Here is a 26403-nt window from a genome sequence, read left to right on the forward strand (position 1 = left end):
CATTGTCGTATTATTTCAGATGAAGACTTGTATAATGGGAATAATCGAAAGTTTCAAGGGGGAGTAGAAATGAAGCAACCACATTTGTTGCGCGGATTATGGCAGTTGAATCAGCGACTAAGTCAACGGCGAATGATGCAAGCTATTACAGCTGCGTTGCGGTTGGTTTATCCGTTTGTACTGGTTATGACCTTCATTGACGTGATTGGTCAAGGCTTTTTAATGAAGACCGGTTTCTTTTATCAGATTTATCACATTGGACACTGGTTACCCGGTATTACCATTTGGCAGCAAGGGTTTACGGCGTTGGGACTGGTGATTAATGGAGTCGTAGCCGTGATGATTGCGTTTGCGACGGGTTACTATTTAGCGCGGAGTTATCACGGGGACGCGTTAACGGTCGGTATTATGAGCGCATTAGCCTTTTTAACGTTGAACTTAAACTACGGGGCGCTAGGTGCGGCTCATGCGGGAGTGAGTGGTGTCCCACCATTTGTGACGACCAATCTGGGGCCGCAAGGAATTTTTCTGGCAATTGTGATTGGGCTGACCGTGGGCTGGCTGGCTAGCCATCTGATGCGGGGGTTGGCCACTTGGTATTTACGCCATCCACGACTGGGGCAGCTCGGATGGACCGGACGGATTGCGATTCCACTGATGAGTGTTTTAATTATGAACGGCGCGATTGGTCTAGGATTAAGTTGGTTAAACCATGGCGGGCTAAATGGCCTCGTCTATCAGGGCCTCAGCAACCTAGTAACCAATCCGGGGCATCGTGGACTTGTCATCTTGGCAGTGACGGCGTTGAATAATCTTTTCTGGTGGTTAGGGCTGATTGGTCCAGTGTCTTTAGCTGGTAATAGTGCCGTGACGTCGCTACAGAATTTAGCGTACGCCGTGCAGCATGGTTCTGGTTGGGGCGCTCCTAATCCGATTACGCTACATACGTTAGGCGATGCCTATGCAAACTTTGGTGGTGCGGGGATGACACTGGCGTTAGTGATTGCGATTTGGATAGGGTCCAAGCAAGTTAGCTATCGTCGGATAGCCAACCAAACCTTTTTACCGAATTTGGTGAATTTAAATGAGCCCATTTTATTGGGGTTACCCGTCTTGTTTAATCCCATTTTATTGATTCCATTTATTGTGGCACCAGCTGTTAATATTGGTTTAGCTTGGTGCGCGATTACGTGGAAGTTGGTGCCACCAATCGTTTATCCGGTCCCTCGGACGACGCCAGGACCATTAATGGCCTTTTTAGGGACTGGTGGTGACTGGCGGGCCTTCATCTTGAGCCTGGTGTGTCTGGTAGTGTCCGTCTTGATTTACTTGCCATTTATTCAGGTGTTAAATCAGGAAGGGGGGTCTGACCATGCGGCATAATTGGTGGCGCTGGCTACTAGGGATTGGGCTGATTTTAGTGGTCTTTATTCCCAGTCTAGCGTGGATGCAGCATCGCGTGACGCATTATAAATCGAACTATAAAACACCGCTGAATCCCACGATTATGGTGCCGGGGTCGAGTGCCAGTCAAAACCGGTTTGATGCGTTAATTTCGGAGTTGCGTAAGGAAACTAAAGTGGGACATAGTGTTCTAAAGGTCAAGGTCGCCACGAATGGTCAAGTGTCTTATACGGGATCAATTCGGCGCGGAGACAACCAACCGTTTATCGTGATTGCTTTTGAAAATAATCAAGATGGCTATACGAATATTAACAAACAGGCCCAGTGGCTAAATATTGCATTTAAGGATCTCGTCAAAACGTATCATTTTAACCATTTCTCGGCTTTGGGCCATTCCAATGGTGGCTTAATTCTAAGTTTATTTTTAGAAAAGTATTTTAGTGAAACGAAGCACGTCAACATTGATCGCCTAATGACGATTGCGACGCCGTATAATATGGAATCTGATAGTACGACCACACGCACGGCTATCCTGAAAGAATTGATTGCGGGACGTGAACAGCTACCAAAGAAGCTGACAGTTTATTCGGTTGCGGGGACGGAAAACTATTCCAGTGACGGGACCGTTCCTGCCAACAGTGTGAATCAAGGAAAATACGTCTTTCAAAATCAGGTGGCCCATTACACCCAAATTACGGTGACCGGTGATAATACAACGCATTCGGATTTACCACAAAATAAACAAATTGTTCTATTGATTCGGCAATATCTGCTCCAAGAAGAGTTGCCTGCTAAGGAACGGGCCAATAATCGCTCTGGTATTGTTCGTCGTTCAATTACGGGTGAGGCGGGTCTTCCTTAACGTTAGATGAAGTGAGGTGGCAACGTGAATTTTCGACAGTTAGAATATTTCCTAGCAGTAGCCAATGCCGGTCAAATCACAGCGGCAGCCCAACAACTGCATATGGCCCAGCCGCCATTAAGTTATCAGATTAAGCAATTGGAGGCCGAGCTAGGTGTCACCTTGTTAAATCGGGCGACAACGGGAATAACCCTGACACCAGCAGGACAGTTATTGCGAGACTATGCTCAACAACTGGTGGATTTACGGGACCGTGCTGATGGTCAAGTACGATCGCTGGGTCAAGGCTTAGCCGGTGTTTTATCAGTTGGGGTGATTTCATCTTCGATGGGTGCCACGCCCAATGCAAAATTACGGACTCTGACGCGACATTATCCCAAGGTTCAAATTCGACTATTCGAGGATAATACGTATGGCTTGATTGACCGGCTGGCTAAGCATCTCATTGATGTGGCGATTGTTCGCACGCCTTTCACGGCGCCAGGACTAGCCAGCAAAACGTTACAGACAGAATCAATGGTGGCCGTTGTCCCACAAAAATACGATCATTTTCAAGCGGCGACACTTAAGGTTGAGGATTTGGCTACGGTGCCACTGATTGTTTATCGACGATTTGAGCATTTGTTTCAAACGACCTTTACGGAAAAGCAAATTTCGCCATTTATTGCGTGTACGTGTGATGATGCCCGGACAGCTGTGCAGTGGGCGGAGGCGCGAATGGGAGTGGCGATCGTCCCCCGTTCCGTTGCCGAGCAAGCAACAGGAGTGACGACTCATGTGCGGCCAATTCGTTATCAGCCGTGGCGGACCACACTAAAGATTGTGTGGCCGGCAGATATTACGCCGAGCCCGTTGGTGCAGCGCTTCATTGACAGTTACTAGATATATGCTAAATACAAAATAGACCAGCTTACCATATTATTTTTATATGGCGAGCTGGTCTATTTTTGTAAGCGATTAAGTGGTGACTCTAGCGCCAATGCTGCCTACATGGTTGCGGGGGATTAAGAGTAAGGAGCAGTAGGTTATATTTGAAAATCATTGATCAAAATAGTGAAATTAATCTACGAGTATGCTGACTTAAAGCTTCTTTTTATTGTGAATGAAAATTCAATCGGTATGGACGACGCAGTGTGACTGGCTTGCCGCTCACGGAGGAAAGGTTGATAATTGATAGCGTAAGTTCAATTGATTGGAGGAATAATTGCGATGATTCAAACAGCGATACTGATGCTTGCTGTAGGTGTTTTTGCAGGCATTGCCGGGGCTATTCTCGGCATTGGTGGGGGGATGATTATCACCCCAATTTTAACTTTAGGGATGGGATTAAATATAAAATATGCGATCGGTGCCAGTATTATTGCCGTGATTGCGACCAGTTCAGGGTCCACGATCGCCTATCTTAGAGATAACGTACTAAACTTACGGGTCGCCATGTTCTTGGAAATTGCGACGACAACCGGCGCCATTGTTGACGGGTGTATTAGACCCCAAGTATCTATACTTACTCTTTGGGTGCTTACTCGTCTTTTCAGGGTGGAACATGTACCGCAAGTTACGGCGCGGACAAGAGGTTTTGCAACGGGTTGAGCCGGACAAGATTGCCGCGAAGTTGAAGCTGAATGGCTCATACTTCGACAAGGCTGAAATGAAAAACGTTGATTACCAAGTGGAACATGTGCCCGCTGGTTTTTCTGTGATGTTTGGTGCCGGAGTTGCCAGTGGTCTACTGGGAATTGGGTCTGGTGCGTTCAAGGTTATGGCGATGGATACGTTCATGAAGATGCCCCTTAAACCTTCTAGTTCAACATCTAATCTGATGATGGGCGTGACGGCTGCCGCTAGTGCCACCGTTTATTTCTTCAATGGGGCGATTTTACCGAGCATTGCGGTACCGATGGCGCTGGGGATTTTAGGGGGTGCCGTGATCGGTTCGCGTATCATGCAGGTCCTACCGGCGCGCTGGATTCGCATCGTCTTTATTCCGATCATTCTCTACATTGGATTGGAAATGTTATTTAAAGGATTGGGGGTTCATTTCTAATGGCTGCAAAAGAACCAACCACCGCCAAAGAAATGGCGCAAGTGCAAACGATCATTGGTCGTATTCTCCAAGTGGGGGTCATTTTTTCCGCAATTGTGATGTTAATTGGCCTGGTGTTATTTTTGGTGAGTGGCCAGTCGGGCTATAGTGGGTCATATGTGCCGCGACGAATGGGCTTAATTCTCCAAGGAACTTGGCAGTTAAAGCCGTATGCCATCATGATGCTGGGCGTTTATTGTCTGATTTTAACGCCAGTATTGCGAGTCGTCGTTTCAATCTACGCTTTTTATAAGGAACATGATCATTTATACGTGGCAATAACGACACTAGTCTTAGCAATCTTATTAGTAGCTTTAGCCATTGGGGTTACAGGGTAAAAGCACCTAAAAAAAGGAACGAGATCAGCTCTCGTTCCTTTTTGTATATAAGTTATTGAGCGGTATAACCACCATCAACTACAAATTCAGAACCCGTTGCAAATTTAGATTCGTTAGAAGCCAAGTAAACACAGATGTAGGCAATATCGTTAGGTTCACCGATATGGCCCATTGGCGTCTTGGTCCGTTGTGACATCGCTTCTTCGGCCCCTGGTAGGTCATCAACCAATGGTGTCTTGATGTAGCCAGGGTGAACAGTGTTTACCCGAACATCGTAGTCCTTTAGGGCACAATCTAAGGCAGCTGACTTGGACATAATCCGTACGGCCCCTTTAGATGCGTTGTAAGCCCCTAAGCTAGGATCACCCACAAAGCCTTCGATCGAAGACATGTTGATGATGGAAGCCCCTAAGCCTTTGTTCTTCATCCGTTGAATCCCTAATCGGGTACCGAAGAAGACACCATCAAGGTTGACGGCTAATAATTTACGCCATTCAGCAGTCGTGGTTTCTTCGACACTCTTGTTAACCGCGATCCCAGCGTTATTAACTAATGTAGAAACTGGGCCAAAGGCTTTTTCCGTTGCATCGAATAATTTCGTCCAGCCGTCTTCATCGGAAGAATCATGTTGGAAAAATTGAATCTGATCAGGAGTGCCGACACTCTTAGCTGCTTTTTCACCAACATCGCTGTGCCGGCCGGTAATCATGACCTTAGCCCCTTCTTCAACGAACTTCGTGGCGATAGCTAAACCGATACCCAACGTACCACCTGTAACGATTGCTACTTTTCCATCTAACCGGTTTGACATTTGAACGACCTCCATTTATTTAGTGAAAATAATCACATACGATGCTGCTATTATGCACCTTTTTTTTCGCTTTGCCAAGTTTTTTGTAAATTATTTTCACGTTTGTCAGGGTAGCGACCAATGGGGTGGAATATGCTACACTTATCGAAGAAGATGATAAGTGAGGCGAATCACCGTGGGGACACGTCAACCAGAACAATGGCGCCGTAATCTGGCGGTTTTATGGTTAGGAACATTCATTGCTGGCATGGGCTTTAGTGAAGTCATGCCGTTTATTTCGTTATATGTTGACGACTTGGGCCACTTTACCAAGGGACAGTTAACCATTTACAGTGGGCTGACCTATGCGGTAACGTTTCTGGTGATCGCACTGGTATCGCCTTTATGGGGCAAGTTAGCTGATCGGAAAGGCCGCAAGTTAATGCTGTTACGGTCATCGTTGGGAATGGCCGTCGTTATTGGCCTAATGGGTTTTGTTACCAATGTTTGGCAATTAATTGGCCTACGTTTCTTACAAGGTTTTTTCGCAGGTTATATTCCTAATGCCAGTGCACTGATTGCGGCAGAAACGCCCCAAGCGAAGAGTGGCAACGCACTGGGGATCTTAACGACGGGCTACGTTAGTGGTAATTTGATTGGCCCGGTGTTGGGTGGTATTTTAGCACAAGTCTTCTCAATTCGCTGGACGTTCATTTTGACAGGCATTTTTCTCGTCATTGTTTTCATTCTAAGTGCGACATTAGTGCATGAGCATTTCACGCCAATCAGTAAAGAAAAGCAAGCCCAGGCTGGTTTCTGGTTGGGGCAAGTGAAGAATCCGACGTTGATTATCGTCTTATTGGTCTCAACCATGTTTATTCAGATGGGAAATAATTCGATCACGCCGATTATCAGTCTCTATGTACGTCAGCTGATGGGCAACCAAGGCCCCATCACGTTAGTGGCCGGAATTGTTGCGGCGTTACCCGGTATTTCGACGTTAATGGCAGCACCCAAATTAGGTGAGTATGGGGATCGCAAGGGAACCCAACGCGTCTTGATTTTTGGCTACGCGTTTGCCGTTTTGATGTACTTTCCCCAGGGATTCGTAACTAGCGTTTGGCTACTAGGCCTGTTTCGCTTCATGATTGGGATCTCTGATGGGGCACTATTTCCAGCGGTGCAGACGATGCTAACGAAAAATGTGCCACACACATTAACGGGAACGGTCTTTAGTTGGAACCAGTCATTTCAGGCCTTAGGAAGCATGTTAGGCTCGATGTTGGGAGGTTTTGTAGCCAACTGGTTTAACTACAATGGTGTCTTTATCTTTACGGCATTCAGTCTCTTGTTGAACTTCCTTCTATTATGGTGGTTGGTACCAGAGATTCGCCAATGGCGGGGACCCGCATCCAAGGAGGCGTCTAAATGACCACTGATAATTTACCAGCACAATTTCCCAATGATCCCACATCACTTGAGGCCATCGATCGGTTTCGTTCGCTGATGTTAAACTATCGTAGCGCTGTTCAAGTGGTGCGAACCAAGATTCATTACTTAGACCAAGAATATCAAATTCAAAACGGGCATACGTTAGTCGATAGTTTACAGTCACGCATTAAGTCACCGGAAAGCATCTTAGAAAAAGTACAACGTAAGCACTTGGATTTTAATTTTGAGACGTTACCGCAACAGATGCATGATATTGCGGGGATTCGGATCATCGTTCGTTTCGAAGATGATATTGTGGCGATGGAGCGACGATTGGAGAAGCAACCTGATATTAAGGTTCTTCAACGTAAGGATTATGTGACGCGTCCTAAGTCAAATGGTTACCGCAGTTTGCATCTGATCTTGGCAGTGCCGGTGTACTTGGCTGCTGGGGTCAAGGCTGTGACAGTTGAGGTGCAGATCCGGACGATTGCCATGAACTTCTGGGCGTCACTCGAACATGAACTGAGTTATAAGAAAAACGTGCAGCATCAGACGGAGTTGCGGCAAGAACTCGTAGAGAAAGCCCAACTGGTCCATCAATTAGACCAGGATATGAATGACATCAAGAATCAGATTCGCTCAGAAGAGTCTAATTCCATGTCTTGAGGTGGTGATTGAAGGCACCAAAAAAGCCTTAGCATACGCCAAGGCTCCGGTTTATCGATCATGCTTAATGTGAAATTATTTTTCACTCGAAGCTTGGTCGTCACGGCTAAGTAGCGCGATCCCATTGACCGCGACCACCGCAACAACTGCCATTAAGATGCCCAATTGTAGGGGCTTCCAAGTCATTTGTTCCAGCGTCCCACCAATGTAACCGACAACTTCGCCAAAGATGACGGACCAAAAGATCACGACTAAATTAGATTCAAGCCACTTCACACGTGTCACCTCACAATCGTTATTAGTTTACCACGATTGCGGACAAATGGGGAGCTAAGTTTGTTAGTGATTTAAATATCTGAAATGGGGCATGGTCGTTGCGGTGACTGTGGGTATCAGGTATAATAATGACCATACGAATACGAACTGGTTGAAGCGACTGCTTTCAAGAATAAGTTCCGCCTTGGGTTGGGTGGACTATTTTGAAGTGGGCGCTTTTTTAATTTAAGGAGGCTACTTGTGGAGTTATTACGAGACTTAACCTTGATTTTATTGGCGACAACGGTGGTTGGACATTACTGCACGCGAATTGGGATTCCCGCCGTGATTGGTCAGTTACTAGTCGGCGTGATTGTGGGGCCGGCGATGCTTGGTTGGCTGTCGTTAACCCATTCGCTGGAAAGTTTTGCCGAAATTGGTGTCATTATTTTAATGTTTATTGCTGGATTAGAGAGTGACTTACAGTTATTGAAACGCTACTTGAAACCTAGCGTGTTGGTGGCCTTACTCGGTGTCTTGATCCCGGTTGCCGGGGTCTATCTAGTGGGGATGGCCTATCAGTTAAATACAGTTGAAAGTCTGTTCATCAGTGTTATCTTTGCCGCGACGTCGGTGTCAATTTCGGTGGAAGTGTTGAAGGAAATGAATGCACTGAATAGCCGTGAAGGGACGACAATTCTGGGGGCGGCGGTCGTTGATGATGTGTTGGCGGTGATTATTTTGAGCGTGTTGATTAGCACGACTGGAACCGCCGTTGGTACGACCGCAGCGTCTTCTAATCTATTGTTGACAACCTTGGAACAATTGGTCTACTTTGCTGCCATTTATTTTGTGGTTCGTTGGCTAGCATCTTACATGGTCCAGATTGGTCAGCGACTGATGATCCCAATGGGCTCAACATTGATGGCGATTATTTTATGTTTTGGAATGGCTTATGTCGCTGAACTTGTGGGTTTGAGTGATGTGGTCGGTGCGTTCTTTGCCGGAATTGCCATTTCACAAACGAGTGCCAAGGAAACGGTGGATCACCATATCGAACCAGTAGGCTATGCCTTGTTTATTCCGGTCTTTTTTGTCAGCATTGGGCTGAATATGAGCTTTAACGGACTGGGTAAGCAACTGGGATTTATCGCTGTCTTGACGGTCGTCGCCGTGTTGAGTAAACAACTGGGTGCCGGGGCTGGGGCTAAACTAGCCGGGTTTACTGGTGCCAGTTCCTTAGCCGTTGGGGCTGGAATGGTTTCGCGAGGAGAGATGGCGTTAATCATTGCCCAAATCGGTTATCAGGCGAAGTTGATGTCAGCCTCGCGGTATTCAGCGATCGTGACGGCAATCATCTTAGCGACATTGCTAGCCCCATTCCTGTTGCGCTGGACGATGGATCGTGTCCGAAAAACCGCGGAATAGTTAGTGGCTTAACGAAGTGGTTGTGATTGAAGTGAATTTGTAACTGACGATGGGTGGGCCTCCTATACTAAAAGTAAATGGGGAGGTGGCACACATGATCTTCAATCGACATTTTTATCGGAGTATTGCCTTTTGGCTAGGATGGGGATTCATTGGCCTAAATGTTTGGTTGGGCTGGCCCGTTCAAGAAGCGAAGGTAATGTGGTGGGGGATGCTTGGTGTATTAGTCATTGGTGTGGTATTAGTCGTTACAGGGCTTTTACGTAATCAAGAGTAAAGGAAAAGCGTGGCCGAAAATAATCTCGGTCACGCTTTTTATGATTTAATGACGGTGTTTCTTGGTTAGTGGTCGTTGCCATTCAACCGTAAACCAAAGTAAGATGAACAATGCCAGACAAGCGAGACTAATGATGGCGCCTAGTTTTAACCCGGGTGTCTGATAGGACAAAATGACATGGTTCTGGCCGACTTGAAGTGGTACCCCAATCATGCCGTTATAAGTTTGCTTAACGGGAATGAGTGATTGGGCCCGCATGAGGGACTTGATTTTAACTGATCGACCATTGACTGTGGCTGTCCAGCCAGGAACATCGGGGACAGCCAGGTATAATAATGACCGTTGACTAGTACCGGTCACGTTGCCTGAGAGTCGGTTCAGACGACTGTCAGCTTTGAGCTTGAATCGCTGTTGCTTCAGACGGTTAACCAAGGCTACGTAGCGTTTCTGATTCAACGAGACAAACTGATTATCATACCCCGTCGTTGGTGTTTGGGTGACATAACTAATCTTGAGAATTTGACCTTTTTGGTGCTGCCCTAAATTGATGACGTAGCGGAAGCCGTCCGCATTAATCAAGGGCTTCATCGACCGGCCATTGAGACGTAAGCTAGAATAGATAATAGAATTGGATGGTGAGTAGCCGTGCAATAGGCCTGTCGCATTAACGCGAACCGTGAAGGTTTGGACTGACGTATGGTCACCACGCATTTGGTGGCGAGTTTTGGTGGGAATAGTCGCGAGATCATGGGCCTTAGCCGCCCGCGTGTTGACTTTGAGTACAGAAACGGGTGCCAATGTGTCCGGTTTAGCCCCTAAGGCGGTCAAAATTTGTTGCTGGTTTGTCAAAGCCGCTTGATCTTTAAGCTGGAGCTTGGCTAATTGATTAGGAACTGCAAAGCCGATACCTGCATACGAATTGAGGCGAGTAACTGCTGGTGTTTGGTTGACATTCAGCCGGTATTTAACGCCCATTAGCGTGTCTGTCAGGTGTGTATATCCTTGGGCACTAATCCGGCGGACATTGGGGCTAAAGTAGCCGAGGTCGTGTTGGAAGACCCGCGATTGTTCTATGAGCGTTGAGCTGTAGGAACTAATGCCCGCGTAGTTGAACATAACGGGATCGTTGTAATGGTTATAAGCGCCATCGTAGGCTTTGGCGATGTTAGCATGTAGAAATTCAACCCGATGTAGATTAGTTTTGGTCTTCGTCGCTGTTACTTGATCCAGTAGGGTAGCATCTTGCCGGTAATATTTGGCAAATTTAGCCTGATTACCAAATTCCATGCCCTGAGTGGCAACCACAAAGTTCCCGCCCAGTTCACCGAAAAGAATGAGGGCCAGTAGACTAATTCGGACGGGTCGCCATTCACTGATGAACAGAAGCATGGTGTTGAGTAACAGGAGTCCGAGCGCTAACCAAAGTAAGTGAAAGGACGGCTGGCTGGCTGCATACAGCTCATGATTAAAGCTGGGGCGTAAGCGCAAGAAGAGCTTAGGAATGGCTTGTGCTGAGATGAACCCAACGACTAAAAAGCCAATTCCCCAAACCAAGGCCAAGACCTTTTGTGGATCATTCATTGTTTGAGCCGGATGCGTTTGCCAAGCCCGGTAGGCCGTCACTAACGCCAAGAAAGTGAAGAAGTAGACGTTACGGAACGGGAATCCGGCCGGTTGCTGGAACATGTGCCAAATGGTATTGAGGACAGTCACAAACAGACTCAAGCCCATGGCAATTAATAACCACATGGTGCGGCGCTTTTCGACCGCATGAATCTGTGGCGAAACAAAGTAGACGATGAGTAGCAAAAACATTAAGGTACCCATGAAGAGTGAGGGGGCATGATAAAGGTGAGAAACATAGGTGCTGGTGCCTGGGGCAAATTGGGCCAATACTTCTGTTCCGAATTGTCCAGTTGGTAGGTAGTTGTTCACAAAGACATTACTTTTACCCGTTAGTAACATGCCCAATGCCGTTGGGATGAGCACCACCATTGACATCCCACCAGCCAGTAAGGAACCGATGATAAATTGCCGAATGGCCGCGCGGTGCATCCGCCAGACATCTTTGAATGGTGTTGGCGTGGGTTGATGTTCGATGATTAAGTAGATAAAGTACAAGACCGAAAACAGGCAGGTCATATAGCCTAAATAATAATTGCAAAAAATCGTAATGGTTAAACTAATGGTGTATAAGCCATAATGGTGCTGACTGACCAATCGATGTAGGCCCAAGGCCACCAATGGTAACCAAATTAACGCATCCAGCCACATCATGTCATAAAAGTACATGGCGACAAACCCACATAGACTGTAGGCGGTGGTGAATAGGAGCATAGACCACCCACTCTTAAGAAAAGCATGCCGCAAGAAGATGGCCATTGTGAGGCCCATTGCGCTGATCTTTAACATGATGATCCAACTTACCGCAATGGGTAAATTGGCCGCCGAGAAGGCAAAAATCAGCAGATTAAATGGACTAATCGCATAGTAGGTCAGAAGAGGCACGACGGCGCTCCCTGAACCTAACGAAAACGAAAAAAGATGGAACTGACCATGTAATATGGTTGCCCGTAGATTTTCTAAGATAGGGATATATTGTGTCCCCATGTCACTTAAAAGTAAGTTCCGGTTACCAAAAGGCGTGATCCTGAGATGCCAAAAAGCCAGACACATAATGATAAGCGGTATTAAAAATGCGCCCCCATACACCCAGCGACTAACGCGCAATGCGGCCAGTCGTTGGGTGGATTGTTGCTGTTTCATGAAAAATCCCTCCGTTGTAAAACCCACATGATGTCTAACCCTATTAGGATATCATATGGACGACTTTGTTCAAAGTTTACCCCTTTATCCTGATAGTTCCGTGAATAACTCGTTAAACTTCGCAAAAACTTAGCCTTTCGTAAGGAAATTAACTTAAGGTTGCGTTATCGTTAATCAGGTAGACTATACTTTTATAATGAGAGTCCGACGTCACTGGTACTAGAAAACGTGATAGTTGGTGAAAAAGAAAGGGAGGCATGCCCGTTGCGTACGACCGCCAAGGTATTAGTCGTGGAAGATGAGAAGGCATTATCCGCGGACATTGTTGAGTTAATCGAACCGATTTGTGAAACAACAACAGCTTTCGATGGTGAGCAAGGAGAATTTTTGGCAAGTCAGGGCGTCTTTGACGCCATTATTTTGGACCTGATGTTACCAGGTGAAAGTGGGTTGGATCTCTTGCTCCACATCCGCAACCAGGGGGTCAAGACACCGGTGTTGATTCTAACCGCTAAAGACACCATTGCTGATAAGTTACGCGGCTTTAATGACGGTGCGGATGACTATGTGACTAAGCCTTTTCACCGAGAAGAATTATTAGCGCGAATGAAGGCTCTGTTAAAACGGACTGGTCATCTGAATAGTAGTGATACGATTGCGCTGGGACAACTGGAAATTAACACCAGTAAACATCTGGCCACCTTTAATGGCGCACCACTGACGTTAAAGGGGCGGGAATTTGATTTGCTAGCTTACTTAGTAGCGAATCCAGGGACCATTATTACCAAGGAACAAATCTTCAATCGGCTCTGGGGATTTGATTCCGAGACCAGTCTTTCCGTGGTTGAAGTGTATATGAGTAACCTGAGAAAGGAGCTCAAACACGCTGGCAGTGATCTGTCATTACGAACGATTCGTAATGCGGGTTACATTGTGGAGGCCCCAGATGAGCAATAAGGTTAACCGGGCCCAACGACGGCGCTTGTTTTTAAGTAGCTTCATTGGTTTTACGATTATTTTTATCTTATTAGGGGTCATCGTGTTTGTGCTATTTCGGCGAGCGATTCTAACAAGCACGGATCAGGCTTTACGAGTCGAACGGAGTGCCCGGTTGGCGGGGCCACCGAAGAAGCAACGGCTTCAAAAACCGTTTGGGCAGGCCACCCGGGATCTACAACGTGGTCAGCAGCAGACGACCCATCCGTTTATGACGACCACGGTGGTCTTTAATCGAAATGGCAAAATTCTTAATCGATCACAGCTGGGTTCGCGATATGACACCCTGAAAACCCTGACGTTGAATAAGTCAGAAACCGGAAAAATTCGGTCGGTTGTGGTGAATGGCAAGTATAATTTTCGAACGTTATTAGTCAAAATCCCCAAGGATAATGGAGACAAAACGGTTGCTGGCCATTACCTGATGATCTTAGAAAATATTGATCCGCAAAAAGCGGCGATGAGCAGCTTTACCCGGGTGATGTTGATAACGATGGGGATATTTTGGCTATTGTCAATTTTGATGAGCGTGTGGATGTCACGGCTGACGATGCGACCTATTTTACGTTCGTGGGAGCGGCAAACTGAATTTGTGGGGAATGCGGCCCATGAACTGCGAACGCCACTAACGATTATCCAAAATAAATTGGAGTTATTATTGACCAAACCCAACGATAAGATCATTGACCAGGCGGAAAATATCGCCATTGCCAATAGTGAAAGCCAACGATTGCAAAAATTAACGCAAGATTTACTGGCATTAGCGCGTTCGGATTCTAATACGTTGCAAACCAATTTTGAAGTGACGCGATTGGCTCAATTTATGACGGATATAGTGGAACCTTACAGTGAGATTGCCGCAAGTCAGGGGAAATCTCTGTCATTAACGCCGGTGACTGACTTTAAGGCGACGCTGGATCAAAACCTTATTCACCAGCTGATGAATATCCTGATTGATAATGCGCTTAAATACTCGCCACAGGGGCGCGCGATCACCATTTCTGCGCGACTGGTTGGCCGAAAATGGCAGTTGATCGTTGCAGATCAGGGAATTGGGATTCAAGCAGGCGATCGTCGACGGATTTTTGATCGGTTCTATCGGGTAGATACGTCACGGAGTCGGCAAACTGGTGGCAATGGGCTGGGATTGTCGATTGCCCAGTGGATTGTGGGCCTGCATCATGGCACAATTGTTGTCAAAGACAATTTACCTCAAGGGACACAATTTGTGGCGACTTTTCCACTGAATCCCAGTGCGAGTCTGACCGGACGACGGGACAAGAAACAGTGAGATAGCTTCCTGACACGGGCTAGCCATAGGCTGACCCGTTTTTGGTGTGGCTAAGGTTGACATTATGGGAAAAAGTTTCAAAGATTGCGGTTGTATGGTAAGATTTGAGTCATTGAGAAGTGTTAGTGCATAAGGAGCTTGTAAATAAAGATGTTAACTATCCGTGATATTGCTGCGAAGGCTGGTGTGTCCGTATCCACCGCGTCGCGGGCTTTAAATAATAATCCCCGTATCAGTCAGGCAACCCGTGAGCGGATTCAAGCATTGGCTGAAGCCGAGGGATATTTACCAAATTATAATGCGAAAAATCTGACTGCCGGAGAGTCCAATGCCGTGGGGGTTGTTTTTGCTACGGCTGATCGCAGTCAACCAGAAAATCCTTTTTTTATTGATATTCTCCGAGGAATCAACGCGCAGCTGGTGCAACGAGACTATGTCCTGTCAGTTGCCATTAGCAAAACGGCTGATGAACTTTTGAAGAATGTTAAGGCCATGGTTGCTCAGGGGAAAATTAAGCGGTTTGTGTTGTTATATGCCCACCAGGATGATCCGATCGCAGCTTTTTTACGGCAGCATCATCTCCGCTTCGTAACGATTGGTCAGCCGGATGACAATGCCAATGACTATTTTGTAGATAATGACAACTTAGAAGCGGGGATTGGTGGGGCGACCTTTCTACTCAATCAATTGCAGGTGAAGCATCCCGTATTTGTCGAATCAGCCCATGATTGGGCTTACGAGCAACAACGGCGACAGGGATATGAACGGGTGGCGGCAACCTTTAATGTCGAACCGTTGACGTGTCGGCTAGGCGAGTTGAACCGCGTGCGGGCATTTATCAAGCGGCACCCTGAGATTGATGGGATTATGGCGACTGACGATTTTAACGGTATCGAATTCTATCGATTGATGCGCGAACAGTATGGAATTAATCATTTTCCAATGGTTAGTTTCAACCAGTCGTTACCCAATGGGCTAACGGATGCGGATCTACATTCCGTGAACTTATTTCCTGAGAAGATGGGATCGGCGACAGTGGCCCTATTATTTAGTGACAAGGAGCCGTTAGAGACACCGACACCGGGACAAATAAAAATTCCATTTGAAATTAAATAGGTTATTAACAGCCCATATCATCGACGCCAATCGCCGGTGGTGGGCTTTTTTAATTGTCAGTGGTTCTTATTTTGAACTGGAACGATCCAATAAATTTTAAAAAAAGTTTGCGCAAGCGGTTGCATTGAAATGAAAGCGGTGCCATAATAGTGGGGTACTTTATATTAGCAATTATTTATAAACCTTGAGGAGGTTTTCGTATGTCAGATGTTGTGACTGAAGATACGTCTGCGGCAGCAGCCAAAAAGAAAAACGGGTTGCCGACGCTTCCTGCCAGCACCATTTGGATGATTAACTTTGGGTTCTTAGGGGTGCAAACCGCCTTTACCCTGCAAAGTTCACAAATGAGCCGGATCTTCCAAACCATTGGGGCCGATCCGAATAGCTTGGGGTGGTTCTTCATTTTGCCACCATTAGCTGGCTTGATTGTCCAACCGATTGTTGGATATTACTCTGATCGAACATGGGCGCCTAAATTAGGAGGTCGCCGGTTACCGTACCTGTTACTAGGAACGATTGTTGCGGTGATTGTTATGTGTCTGTTGCCTAACTCTGGGAGTCTAGGCTTTGGTTATGCGTCATTAGCAGCGCTGTTATTTGGTGCAATTACAGTGGCGTTCTTGGACCTTTCTTCCAATGTCGCCATGCAACCCTTCAAGATGATGGTTGGGGACATGGTCAATGATGACCAAAAGAGTTATGCTTACGGGATCCAAAGTTTCTTATCCAACACGGGTGCTGTGGTTGCTGCGATCCTCCCATTCCTGTTTGCAATGATTGGGATTGCCAACACTGCTGCTAAAGGGGTTGTCCCGGCAACAGTTAAGGTAGCCTTTTATGTTGGTGCCGCACTGTTAGTTATTACAAGTTTGTTTACGATTTTCCGTGTTAAAGAATATGATCCAGATACTTATGCCAAATACCATGGGATTACCAAAGAAGATAACGCCCAAGGTGGTAACTGGTGGACATTGTTGAAGTCCGCACCAAAGGTCTTCTGGACGGTAACCTTGGTTCAATTCTTCTGCTGGGTTGCTTTCCAGTACTTGTGGACTTACTCTGCTGGTGCGATTGCGGCCAACGTTTGGCACACGACCAACGCTGCTTCAGCTGGCTACCAAGCAGCTGGTAACTGGTACGGTGTCTTAGCTGCCGTTCAATCAATTGCCGCGGTGGTTTGGTCTTACGTTTTGGCTAAGTTGCCAAACAGCATGCACAAGTTGGGTTATGCTGGGAGTCTTGGTTTAGGTGCTCTTGGGTTCTTATCCGTCTTCTTCTTACACAACCAATACGCCTTGATTGTTTCCTTTATCTTAGTCGGTATTGCTTGGGCTGCGATGAACACTTACCCATTGACGATGGTAACCAACGCCTTGTCAGGTGCCCACATGGGGACTTACTTAGGGCTGTTCAACGGTTCTATCTGCTTACCACAGATTGTGGCTTCCCTGGCCAGCTTTGCTTTGTTCCCATTATTGGGCGGTGCTCAAGCCAACATGTTCTTGTTAGCTGGGATCATCATGGCAATCGGTGCCTTGTCCGTTGGAACGATTAAAGAAACATTCCGTGCTTAGTCTGAGTATTGATTGAACAATTAGAAATGAATGAAAAGGAGTAATGTCAACCATGAAACGAATTTTTGAGGTCCAACCATGGAACGTAATTACGCATACTTTTGACCCCAAAGACAAACGTCTCCAAGAATCCATGACCAGTTTAGGTAATGGCTACATGGGGATGCGGGGTGACTTTGAAGAAGGCTATAGTGGCGATTCCCTCCAAGGCATTTACTTGGGTGGTGTCTGGTATCCAGACAAAACCCGGGTTGGTTGGTGGAAGAATGGCTATCCGAAGTACTTTGGTAAGGTCGTCAATGCCGTCAACTTTATCAAGTTACCGATTGAAATTAACGGTGAACCCGTTGATTTGGCAAAAGATAAGATTAGTGACTTTACCTTAGACCTTGATATGCATCAGGGTGTCTTGAACCGGTCTTTTGTCGTTGAACGCGGTGCTGTTCGCGTAGCCTTGAATTTCCAACGTTTCTTAAGTGTTGCTCAGCCAGAATTGTCCGTACAAAAAGTAACGGTCAAGAACCTGAGCGATGCTGAGGTTGACGTGACCCTAAAGCCAAGTATCGATGCCGCTGTGATGAACGAAGAAGCTAATTACGATGAACGCTTCTGGGATGTCTTGGCCACTGACCAACAGGCAGATCGGGGGAGCATCGTTGCCAAGACCACGCCTAATCCATTTGGGACACCCCGGTTTACTTCCGGGATGGAAATGCGGTTGGTAACGGACTTAAAGAACGTTGTCATCACGCAACCAAATGAAAAAGAAGTTACGACGGCGTATACCGGTAAGCTGGCCCCACAGGCAAGCGCTGAATTAGAAAAGCGCGTGATTGTGGTAACGTCACGGGATTACGACACACAAGAAAGCTTAACGGCAGCCATGCATCAGTTGAGCGACAAAGTGGCCCAATCTTCATATGAAGACTTGTTGAACGCACATACGGCCATCTGGGCCCAACGGTGGGAAAAATCTGACGTTGTGATCCAAGGTGACGATGAGTCACAACAAGGGATTCGCTTTAACCTGTTCCAGTTGTTCTCCACGTACTACGGTGACGATGCACGCTTGAATATCGGACCTAAAGGCTTTACGGGCGAGAAGTATGGTGGTGCAACTTACTGGGATACCGAAGCCTTTGCTTTCCCTGTTTATCTTGGGATTACTGATCCTAAGGTCACGCGTAACCTCTTGATGTACCGTTACAAGCAATTAGATGGTGCTTACATCAACGCACAAGAACAAGGGCTCAAAGGGGCCTTGTTCCCAATGGTGACCTTCGATGGGATTGAATGCCATAATGAATGGGAAATCACCTTCGAAGAAATTCACCGAAATGGTGACATTGCCTTTGCCATCTACAACTACACACGTTACACCGGTGACGACAGTTATGTCTTGCATGAAGGGGCCAAGGTGCTGACCGAAATTTCTCGGTTCTGGGCCGACCGGGTTCACTTCAGTAAGCGTAATAACCAGTATATGATTCATGGGGTTACGGGCGCTGATGAGTATGAAAACAACGTTGATAACAACTGGGATACCAACATGTTGGCTCAGTGGACGTTGAAGTACACACTAGAAATCTTGGGTAAGGTTGATCAGGATACCGCCAAGCAATTGAATGTTTCCAATGAGGAAAAGACGAAGTGGCAAGACATTGTCGATCGGATGTATCTGCCTTACGATAAGGATCTGAACATTTTTGTTCAACACGATGGGTTCTTGGATAAGGATATCGAACCCGTCAGCTCGATTCCAGCTGACCAACGGCCAATTAACCAAAACTGGTCGTGGGATAAGATCTTGCGGTCGCCTTACATTAAGCAAGGGGATGTCTTGCAAGGAATCTGGGACTTTATTGATGATTACACGCCAGAACAAAAGAAGGCCAACTTTGACTTCTACGAACCACTGACGGTGCACGAATCTAGTTTGTCCCCAGCAATCCACTCGGTATTAGCTGCTGACTTGCATTACGAGGATAAGGCCGTAGAATTGTACTCACGGACGGCACGACTGGATTTGGATAACTACAATAATGACACGACAGATGGCTTACACATTACGGCCATGACTGGTGGCTGGATTGCGGTAGTTCAAGGCTTCGCGGGCATGCGGGTTCGCGATGGGCAGTTGCATTATGCCCCATTCTTGCCAAAGACGTGGACAAGCTACACCTTCCGGCAAGTCTTCCGTGATCGGCTGATTGAAGTCAGCGTTCACGCAGATGGCCCTCACTTCAAGCTACTCAGTGGCGAACCACTGACGATTGACGTGGCTGGTGAAAAGGTTGAATTAACCCAAAACGTGACAGCTTAATCTAAAAAAGGGACGACTGAGAAATTAATCTCGGTCGTCCTTTTTGTGTGGTATTTAGAAGTCATTAGGCAAAACATCTTGTTGGAAAGCTTTAGCCCGAGGTAGCGGCGCATCCGCTTGCCAGTAAGTAAGCCATTCCCCGGAAATGGTTAAGCTTTCGAGATCCAGCTGATCTTGAATCAAAAGGTCACTTTCGAGGCGGTGCTTAAATGCCGCTAACAGGTCACCAATAATTGTTAAGTTAGCCTGCAAGTTGTCGCCACCTAAGTCCATAAGCTCATCTTCAAATTGTTCACGAATCGCATGTTCAATCGCTTTAAGCTGACGTTCGTGCTGGCGCGTCAACTTGGGTTGATTGTTGGCGTCAAAGGCGATGGCACTTGCAACTCCAACAAATTGGGCATTGATTGTCGGCTCGTCCAAGCTTTCAGGGGTGTTTTTGGCGTAACCAAAAATTGGAAATTCACGGAGAATGGTATAAACTTCGGTCATTGATGATCAGTCCTTTGTTTTTCGCAGCCGTGCTGCTGTTAATTAGTGTTAGTGTACGGCATGAAAAAAGCCACGTCAAACGCGGTTAAGCGACTGATGTGGCTGAGTTTGGTTTAACGTTAGATTACCAGCTGGCCTTTTGAACCCCGGGGATTTTACCCTCGTGGGCAAGTTGCCGGAAGTTCAACCGTGAGAGGCCAAACTTCCGCATGTACGCGTGTGGTCGGCCATCAAGATGGTCACGGCGATGGATACGAGTAGGGGAAGCATCGCGTGGTAAAAGGGCTAACGCGGCGTAGTCACCAGCGGCCTTTAACTCTGCACGACGATCGGCAAACTTCTCAACAGTTGCTTCAATACGTTTTGCTTTCGCAATCTTGGATTTCTTAGCCAATAAATGAATCTCCTTTGATAGTAATTATTACGCTTTACCAATTTAGCATAGCTGATTTGTCCAGTCAATTAATGTGTCTTCAATAACGCGTGTGTGTTGCTAGCCTTCCGTTGAGACACGTTTCAAGAGTTACAAAAAGTCCTGAACACCTGTCCAGGACTCACTAAATCGACGCTTAATAGGTTAATTCATAAGTGATGTCATAACGTTTGGTTTCACCAGCTGGAAGTGAGACGTCACCGAATTCAGGGTGATTGGGTGAATCAGGGAGACTTTGGGCTTCTAGAGCGATTCCCATGTAGGGCTGACCAGCACCAGTGGTTAATTTCATATCTGACGTAAAGGAATTAGCCGTGAAGACCACCAGACCATCGCGTTGTGATTTAATTGTTACAGCGCGGTTGGTTTGGGGATCACTTAGCTTGGCAATTGTGCCATCAGTACCAGGAACAACGTGGTAGACATCATCAAATCCTTTTTCGGGGATGTCTTGTAGGCCCCGGATGGCTTGCCCAAGATTTTGCCCATCAGCGAAATCATAGGGAGTTCCTGCATTGGCAATCATTTTACCAGTTGGTAGTTTTTCATCATCAAGTGCTAAATGTTCTTGGCTGTTGACTTGCAACGTCTGCCCCGAGATCAGCTGGTCGTCGCTGAGGTTGAAGTAAACGTGAAGCGTTGGATTGAAGAGCGTGAGGGCCGTTGAATTAGCTTCAAACGTTAAGGTAACACGATCCTGGTTGTCTAAAGCATAGATCATTTTGGCGGTTAAATCGCCAGGAAATGAGTCATCAGTATGCTTAAACGTATGGGTTAGGATGATCTTAGCTTGCTGGGGATCGCTTGTGTCGAGCGCACCAGCCCAGTTGACCGTGTTGAATCCATGCGGGCCACCATGCAACGTATTGTGGCCTTCATTGGTATCTAATTGTGTCGTCGTTCCATCTAAAGTGACTTGCCCTCGAGTAATTCGGCCGCCAGTCCGACCGATGCCCATGCAAACGTAAAACGGATTGTCGAGGTAATCAGCCATTTTGTGGTAAGATAGCACCAAATTATGGTCGCCGTTTCCCGTCGGTACCGTTAATTTATGAAGGGTGGCGCCCCAACTGAGAATGGATAATTTAACACCGTTGTCATTTTCAATCGTGTATTCAGTGACAGCCTGGTCCTGATAAGTATCCCAATGATTTGTTGTCGTTTGCATAGAATAATCCTCGATTCTTTTAATTTAAAGCGTTTTCAATTTAGTTCTATCATATATTTTCATCCGGACAATTGTCAACTTTAATTCTAGCAAATTAAATAGAGAAGTTTTATATTTGCTTTGATACAAGCTATTTTAAGACCTAAAAATTATTCGGATGAATTTAATAACATATTGATAGTGAAATAACAAATGCAACGGTGAAGATAATTTCACTTGTGTACAATTGAGGAAACTGGCATAATGAATAAGTTAAAGAAGGCGGCGTAATGAGAAAGTTTTTGCTGAAAAGTGGTTTGATTGGTGTGGGTGCATGGTGGAGCTATCGGTGGCTAAGTCAACGAACTGCCGTCAAGGTTCCCCTAAATCATCGACGGACTGACGTACCTTATACAACTACCCCGACCTTATTTATTCCCGGATGGGGTGGTAATGCTTGGACCTACAATGGTCTTTTACGTTGGTTAGCCCGTCACGGCTATGGTCATCAGGTCATGACCATAGTGGTTGACCGGCGGGGCCAATTGCGGGTTCAAGGGGATTGGTCAATGCAAGCTGACAATCCGTTGATTCAAGTTCTATTTGCGCACCCGTTCACGCGGGACTATCAACAGCAGATTGCGTGGTTGACGACTGTTTTACGAGAATTAAAAAGCCACACCCAAGTGGCGACTTATAATATGGTCGCCCACTCTTGGGGTGGCAGTGCAGCAGTTAATCAATTGGTTCGGCAAGGGAGCACAACAGATTTACCGCGTTTGAATCGACTGGTCTTGCTGGGGGCACCGGTTAACGAAGCCACACCGACCAAGCCAGATGCCATGTACGAGCGTCTAACGGCAACTAAACAAAATCTGACAGCCATTACACCGGGCATCATCCACAACGTGTATGGCCTATTAGCTGGTCGATTAACGGATGGGGAAGTACCGGTTCACCAGATTACAGCATTACGTGCCGTTGTCCGCGATAGTCCCTTGCAGTACCGCGAACATCCAGTGCCAGGAATTGGCCATGGTCGTTTGCATTCGGCCCCACAAATGTGGCAATTGATTGCCCATCTATTGTGGTCACCAGATCAGGGTTTTAATTAACGTTAACCTTGATCTGCTAAGATAGTATCAATGATGTCTAATACACCTTCGTGGTTGTTATCATGGGGAGTAATGAGGTCGGCGACTTCTTTAACAGAGTCAGTCCCGTTGCGCATGGCAACGCCCAAACCAACGTGGGCAAGCATTTCCCGATCGTTGTCGTTATCACCAAATGCCGCAATTTCCGCCGGTGTAATGTGCCAAGTGGCCGCTAGTTGGGTTAATCCCACAGCTTTGTTCATATGAGGGGCGACGATATCGATGCTACCAAATCCGCTGGCAGTGGCATTGATTAAACCAGGAAAGTGGGCGTTGAGTTTGGCTGCGATAGTCTGAATACTGTCGTTGGGCCACTCACCGTTAATTTTATAAATGGTATCGTTGACCTGAGTTAGATCGTCAACGCGGACTAAATTATTAAAGAAATAGTCCTGACTAGCCTCGTCGAGAGAGCGGTCTTGGCGATTAAGGTAGGTGCCGTGAGCACCCGAGAGGCGTAAAAGTTGCGGACGAAGCGTCTGATCGGCTAAAATAGCCTGAACCACCTCGCGGACCACGGGTAGTGGTAATTGGGCTTCGGCAAGGGTACGGTTATGATCAACGATCAAGCCACCGTTTTCGGCAACAAAGGTTTGCACCTGGGGTGTCGGGGCAAACACATCTTTTAGATGGCCGAGGTGGTTGCCACTGGCAACGACAAAGCGAATGCCGGCGGACGATAGGCGATTCAGCTGAGCAGCGAACCGATTGTGATTGTAGGTGCGTTGTTGATTCAGAAAGGTACCATCGACGTCTGTAGCAATCAATTTAATACGTGTCATAAAGTTCTCCCTTAGTTTTAAAATTTCTTAACATTAATGATAAAGGCTTCGTAGTGGGAATTCAATGGGGGAGTTAATGAGAAATATGACAAAAAAGTTGCAAATTGCTGGTTTTTTTATTTGGTATGCTATAAACTATTAATAAATCAGTAACATACAGGCGGAAAATAAGGGCTATAATAAATGATTAGCGGGTAAGAATAGTAACTTTAACCGTAATTATAAGGCAGAAAGGAAGACTTACTTAATGACGCAAACAAATGATTTGAATCAATCCTTAGAATGGTTCTCCCAACTTCAAAAGATTATGCGGCCAGTGACGACTATCAAAACGGAGGATATCACGATCTCGTTAGAACAGTTTAACTTGTTGCATGCAATCACTGACCAAAAGGATGATTTTACGCCAACTAAATTTGCTGGCCAAATTGGGGTATCTAAATCAATGATCTCTGGTCAAATTTCCCGGTTGTTGCGGGCAGGGTTAATCGAAAGCATTGCTTCTACGATTGATCGTCGGCAACACAACCTGAAGCTGACGCCAGATGGTGTCAAAGTATACACGCAAGTTCGGGGTCAAGTGGTTGACCGGTTGAACGGCTTGCATGATGATATTGCCAAATTAATGTAAGCAAAGCGACTTAAGTTACTCTTAAAAAATAAGCCCCGCCACAACCGAAATCTTTCAATCGTGTAACAATTAGGTTAAGACGACCCAACGGTTAGATGTCTTAGCTATAATGGTTATGAAGGAAGAATTTGGAAGTGGAGGGGATTTTTTGAAATTACGGGTTAAACTAGGTCTAATAGCAACCGTTGCTATGGGGGCAACGCTGTTGGGACTGAATCCAATAAGTGTGACATCGCAGCAATCAACAACTGGTGTTGCGTATGCAGCGACGACGATTAATGCTAAGCATCAAGGTTTGGTGGGTGATGGTGCCACCAGTAATAATACCGCCTTACAGGCCATGATTGATAAGTGGTCAGATAATGTGACCATTCATGTTCCTAAGGGGACGTACTTATTTGATGCGGGTAATATTAAATTACATTCAAATATTACCTTTAAGTTTGATAAAGGTGCCGTTTTTCGGATCACTGGCGGTCAACGGGTTAACTTTGTTTACCCAAGTCCAGAAGCTGGTTATGATGGTGGAATTAGTAATGTGACGTGGCAAAATGCGACCTTCCAAGGTGATAACACCAGTGCCGGTCAAAGTGTCTTCACACAAAGCATTCACCATGCCCAGAACGTCAACTTTGATAAGTGTGTGTTCGATAATGCTGAATCACCAACTGGACACTACATTGATATCGATGGTAGCCACAATGTGAACATTACCAATTCAGTATTCACGGGCTTTAATGGTTCACAGGACTATAAGGAAGCCATTCAAGTAGATTACTCGAATAAAAAGGCAATGTCCTACAAGAACGCGGGCGACCAGTACGATAACTTACCTAGTTATGATGTTACGGTTGACAATAACCAATTCTTACCAGTTTCTAAGAAGTCTGGTCAAGTTCAATCATATGCCCCTAACCCAATTGGTGAGCACGTCATCTATGGGCATGGTGCGGCTGGAATCATTCATGATGTTCACTTTACGAACAATACGGTTGTTGATCCCAAACCATTGTTGGGGAATGGTGTGGCTACGATCCACTTCAAGGGAATTTCTAACTTGTGGATCACGGGGAACAAGTTCATTAACCAACATGTTTTAGGTTCAGGAAACTATATTTATTTATACAATTCTGAAGCAGATTATCAAATGACGAACCTGAACATCACGAATAATACATTTACAAATGTTAATCCGACTAAACAATATATTTACCTGGACAGCAGTACGGCGCAAAATCCGATGACTGATGTGACAATTAATGGAAATAAAGCCACAACGCAGCGATCAATTGTCCCATTTGTTAATAGTAACTTTGACTTGACCGGCGATAGTATCAAGATTGCCAGCAATTCAGTTAAGAAGCAAAAGGCAACGACCACTACGGTTAAGCCAAAGCAAAAGATTACAACGACCAAGGTTAACAAAAATGCACAAAAGTTCAAGAAGCGTAAACAAACCAATAAGACGGAAAAGTATGTCAGTGGTTTGGCAACGCAACACGCGCAGTTGAAGAGTAATTACAAGACTTATTCTCTCTATAATCACATTCACGGTCATAAGAACTGGAACATTATGAAATTCGACTGGAAGAAGATTAAGAGTCAACGTGTTTACATTGATATGCGGGCGACGGCTGATTCTGGTCAATGGTACCGGATTCGCTTCAGTAAGAATGCCACAACGAAGTATTGGATTCGAAAGGGCGCTTTAGATTTTGATAAAATTACGGTTGAAGAATATAATCGTGATTTAAACTTGATGAAAGTTTATCCGGTCTACTCCCTACCATTTAATGATTCGCAACTAGCCAAGGCTAAGGGAACGACCGCCGATATTTCGGAACGGCGGGTAACGATTACACATCGAGCGAAACGAACCGATTCCAATGGTCAGGTAACGACCTATTACCAAATGGACAATGGGTTATGGACGCGAGCATTGGCGTTTGATTTAGATTCATAATGAATAGTTGAAAAAGACACCGCTAGCAGACTGTTGGCGGTGTCTTTTTGTCTGGTAATTGTTGCGGTGGCTTTCAATTTAGATAAATATAAAAGAAAATTAGATGCACAAAGCAGAAAAAGAACGACAATTCTGGTAAAATAAAGTCATGTAAGCGCATAATTTCACGTTTTCTTCAAATTTACAGCGAAAAACGTT

General features: G+C 46.0%; 23 protein-coding genes and 1 pseudogene. 17 read left to right on the plus strand and 7 right to left on the minus strand.

The window, feature by feature from the left end:
* Positions 1–69: 69 nt before the first annotated feature.
* The 5 genes and pseudogenes from FC61_RS09330 to FC61_RS09350 all read left to right on the plus strand — a co-directional run bounded on the left by FC61_RS09330 (position 70) and on the right by FC61_RS09350 (position 4687).
* The gene (locus FC61_RS09330; RefSeq protein WP_042516674.1) at positions 70–1383 is read left to right on the plus strand and encodes a PTS transporter subunit EIIC; all 1314 of its coding nucleotides are present in this window, start codon (positions 70–72) and stop codon (positions 1381–1383) included.
* A complete protein-coding gene (locus tag FC61_RS09335) occupies positions 1373–2266 on the plus strand; it encodes an alpha/beta hydrolase (protein WP_011667137.1) in 894 nt (297 codons plus the stop codon). The genes FC61_RS09330 and FC61_RS09335 overlap by 11 nt, the downstream gene beginning before the upstream one ends.
* Before the next feature lie 24 nt (positions 2267–2290).
* On the plus strand, positions 2291–3148 hold the full coding sequence (locus FC61_RS09340) for a LysR family transcriptional regulator (RefSeq protein ID WP_021742450.1): 858 nt from the start codon (positions 2291–2293) through the stop codon (positions 3146–3148).
* A 327-nt stretch (positions 3149–3475) separates the two neighbouring features.
* Positions 3476–4310 (plus strand): annotated as a pseudogene (locus tag FC61_RS09345) (sulfite exporter TauE/SafE family protein).
* Positions 4310–4687, plus strand: a complete 378-nt coding sequence (locus FC61_RS09350; RefSeq protein ID WP_021742447.1) for a DUF1634 domain-containing protein — start codon at positions 4310–4312, stop codon at positions 4685–4687. Before FC61_RS09345 ends, FC61_RS09350 begins: the two are co-directional and overlap by 1 nt.
* A 52-nt stretch (positions 4688–4739) precedes the next feature.
* Here FC61_RS09350 and FC61_RS09355 read toward each other — a convergent pair whose 3' ends face one another.
* The gene (locus tag FC61_RS09355; protein ID WP_011667141.1) at positions 4740–5498 is read right to left on the minus strand and encodes an NADP-dependent (R)-specific alcohol dehydrogenase; all 759 of its coding nucleotides are present in this window, start codon (positions 5496–5498) and stop codon (positions 4740–4742) included.
* 175 nt (positions 5499–5673) lie between these two features.
* Here FC61_RS09355 and FC61_RS09360 point away from each other — a divergent pair, with 175 nt between their 5' ends.
* Both FC61_RS09360 and FC61_RS09365 read left to right on the plus strand, forming a co-directional pair.
* Positions 5674–6909, plus strand: a complete 1236-nt coding sequence (locus FC61_RS09360) for a multidrug efflux MFS transporter (RefSeq protein ID WP_011667142.1) — start codon at positions 5674–5676, stop codon at positions 6907–6909.
* On the plus strand, positions 6906–7577 hold the full coding sequence (locus tag FC61_RS09365; RefSeq protein WP_021742445.1) for a GTP pyrophosphokinase: 672 nt from the start codon (positions 6906–6908) through the stop codon (positions 7575–7577). Before FC61_RS09360 ends, FC61_RS09365 begins: the two co-directional genes overlap by 4 nt.
* Before the next feature lie 75 nt (positions 7578–7652).
* On the opposite strand, the gene FC61_RS09370 is transcribed toward FC61_RS09365, so the two are convergent.
* Positions 7653–7853 (minus strand): YjzD family protein, encoded by a 201-nt coding sequence (locus FC61_RS09370; RefSeq protein ID WP_011667143.1) that lies wholly within the window; start codon positions 7851–7853, stop codon positions 7653–7655.
* Positions 7854–8093: 240 nt separating this feature from the next.
* Here FC61_RS09370 and FC61_RS09375 point away from each other — a divergent pair, with 240 nt between their 5' ends.
* Positions 8094–9260, plus strand: coding sequence for a cation:proton antiporter (locus FC61_RS09375; protein WP_035464948.1), 1167 nt, complete (start codon positions 8094–8096; stop codon positions 9258–9260).
* Between the two features lie 94 nt (positions 9261–9354).
* The gene (locus tag FC61_RS09380) at positions 9355–9537 is read left to right on the plus strand and encodes a hypothetical protein (RefSeq protein WP_035464947.1); all 183 of its coding nucleotides are present in this window, start codon (positions 9355–9357) and stop codon (positions 9535–9537) included.
* Positions 9538–9582: 45 nt separating this feature from the next.
* Here FC61_RS09380 and FC61_RS09385 read toward each other — a convergent pair whose 3' ends face one another.
* A complete protein-coding gene (locus FC61_RS09385; RefSeq protein ID WP_021742441.1) occupies positions 9583–12303 on the minus strand; it encodes a YfhO family protein in 2721 nt (906 codons plus the stop codon).
* 264 nt (positions 12304–12567) lie between these two features.
* Here FC61_RS09385 and FC61_RS09390 point away from each other — a divergent pair, with 264 nt between their 5' ends.
* From FC61_RS09390 to FC61_RS09410, 5 genes are all read left to right on the plus strand, one after another.
* Positions 12568–13260 carry a response regulator transcription factor gene (locus FC61_RS09390; RefSeq protein ID WP_035464946.1) on the plus strand — a complete coding sequence of 231 codons (693 nt, stop codon included), beginning with the start codon at positions 12568–12570 and terminating at the stop codon, positions 13258–13260.
* Positions 13250–14590: a HAMP domain-containing sensor histidine kinase gene (locus FC61_RS09395; protein ID WP_021742438.1), complete on the plus strand. Its 1341-nt coding sequence runs from the start codon at positions 13250–13252 to the stop codon at positions 14588–14590. Before FC61_RS09390 ends, FC61_RS09395 begins: the two co-directional genes overlap by 11 nt.
* Before the next feature lie 150 nt (positions 14591–14740).
* Entirely contained in the window at positions 14741–15706 is a 966-nt protein-coding gene (locus FC61_RS09400; protein ID WP_021742437.1) for a LacI family DNA-binding transcriptional regulator, read from the plus strand.
* 200 nt (positions 15707–15906) lie between these two features.
* The gene (locus FC61_RS09405) at positions 15907–17280 is read left to right on the plus strand and encodes an SLC45 family MFS transporter (protein WP_021742436.1); all 1374 of its coding nucleotides are present in this window, start codon (positions 15907–15909) and stop codon (positions 17278–17280) included.
* 52 nt (positions 17281–17332) lie between these two features.
* Positions 17333–19603 carry a maltose phosphorylase gene (locus FC61_RS09410; RefSeq protein WP_021742435.1) on the plus strand — a complete coding sequence of 757 codons (2271 nt, stop codon included), beginning with the start codon at positions 17333–17335 and terminating at the stop codon, positions 19601–19603.
* A 54-nt stretch (positions 19604–19657) separates the two neighbouring features.
* On the opposite strand, the gene FC61_RS09415 is transcribed toward FC61_RS09410, so the two are convergent.
* From FC61_RS09415 to FC61_RS09425, 3 genes are all read right to left on the minus strand, one after another.
* Positions 19658–20095: a hypothetical protein gene (locus FC61_RS09415; RefSeq protein ID WP_011667152.1), complete on the minus strand. Its 438-nt coding sequence runs from the start codon at positions 20093–20095 to the stop codon at positions 19658–19660.
* A 124-nt stretch (positions 20096–20219) separates the two neighbouring features.
* Positions 20220–20489, minus strand: a complete 270-nt coding sequence (gene rpsN / locus FC61_RS09420) for a 30S ribosomal protein S14 (protein ID WP_021742434.1) — start codon at positions 20487–20489, stop codon at positions 20220–20222.
* Positions 20490–20664: 175 nt separating this feature from the next.
* Positions 20665–21696 (minus strand): aldose epimerase family protein, encoded by a 1032-nt coding sequence (locus FC61_RS09425; RefSeq protein WP_021742433.1) that lies wholly within the window; start codon positions 21694–21696, stop codon positions 20665–20667.
* Positions 21697–21965: 269 nt separating this feature from the next.
* On the opposite strand from FC61_RS09425, the gene FC61_RS09430 reads away from it, so the two are divergent.
* Positions 21966–22790, plus strand: a complete 825-nt coding sequence (locus tag FC61_RS09430; protein ID WP_021742432.1) for an alpha/beta fold hydrolase — start codon at positions 21966–21968, stop codon at positions 22788–22790.
* A gap of 2 nt (positions 22791–22792) precedes the next feature.
* Here the strand turns inward: FC61_RS09430 and FC61_RS09435 are convergent, their stop codons facing one another.
* On the minus strand, positions 22793–23611 hold the full coding sequence (locus FC61_RS09435; RefSeq protein ID WP_021742431.1) for a Cof-type HAD-IIB family hydrolase: 819 nt from the start codon (positions 23609–23611) through the stop codon (positions 22793–22795).
* Between the two features lie 247 nt (positions 23612–23858).
* On the opposite strand from FC61_RS09435, the gene FC61_RS09440 reads away from it, so the two are divergent.
* Entirely contained in the window at positions 23859–24242 is a 384-nt protein-coding gene (locus FC61_RS09440) for a MarR family winged helix-turn-helix transcriptional regulator (protein ID WP_011667156.1), read from the plus strand.
* Positions 24243–24390: 148 nt separating this feature from the next.
* The gene (locus tag FC61_RS09445) at positions 24391–26205 is read left to right on the plus strand and encodes a glycoside hydrolase family protein (RefSeq protein ID WP_035464945.1); all 1815 of its coding nucleotides are present in this window, start codon (positions 24391–24393) and stop codon (positions 26203–26205) included.
* Positions 26206–26403: the final 198 nt, after the last annotated feature.

The organism is Levilactobacillus brevis ATCC 14869 = DSM 20054 (assembly GCF_001433855.1).
Classification (GTDB): Bacteria; Bacillota; Bacilli; order Lactobacillales; family Lactobacillaceae; genus Levilactobacillus; species Levilactobacillus brevis.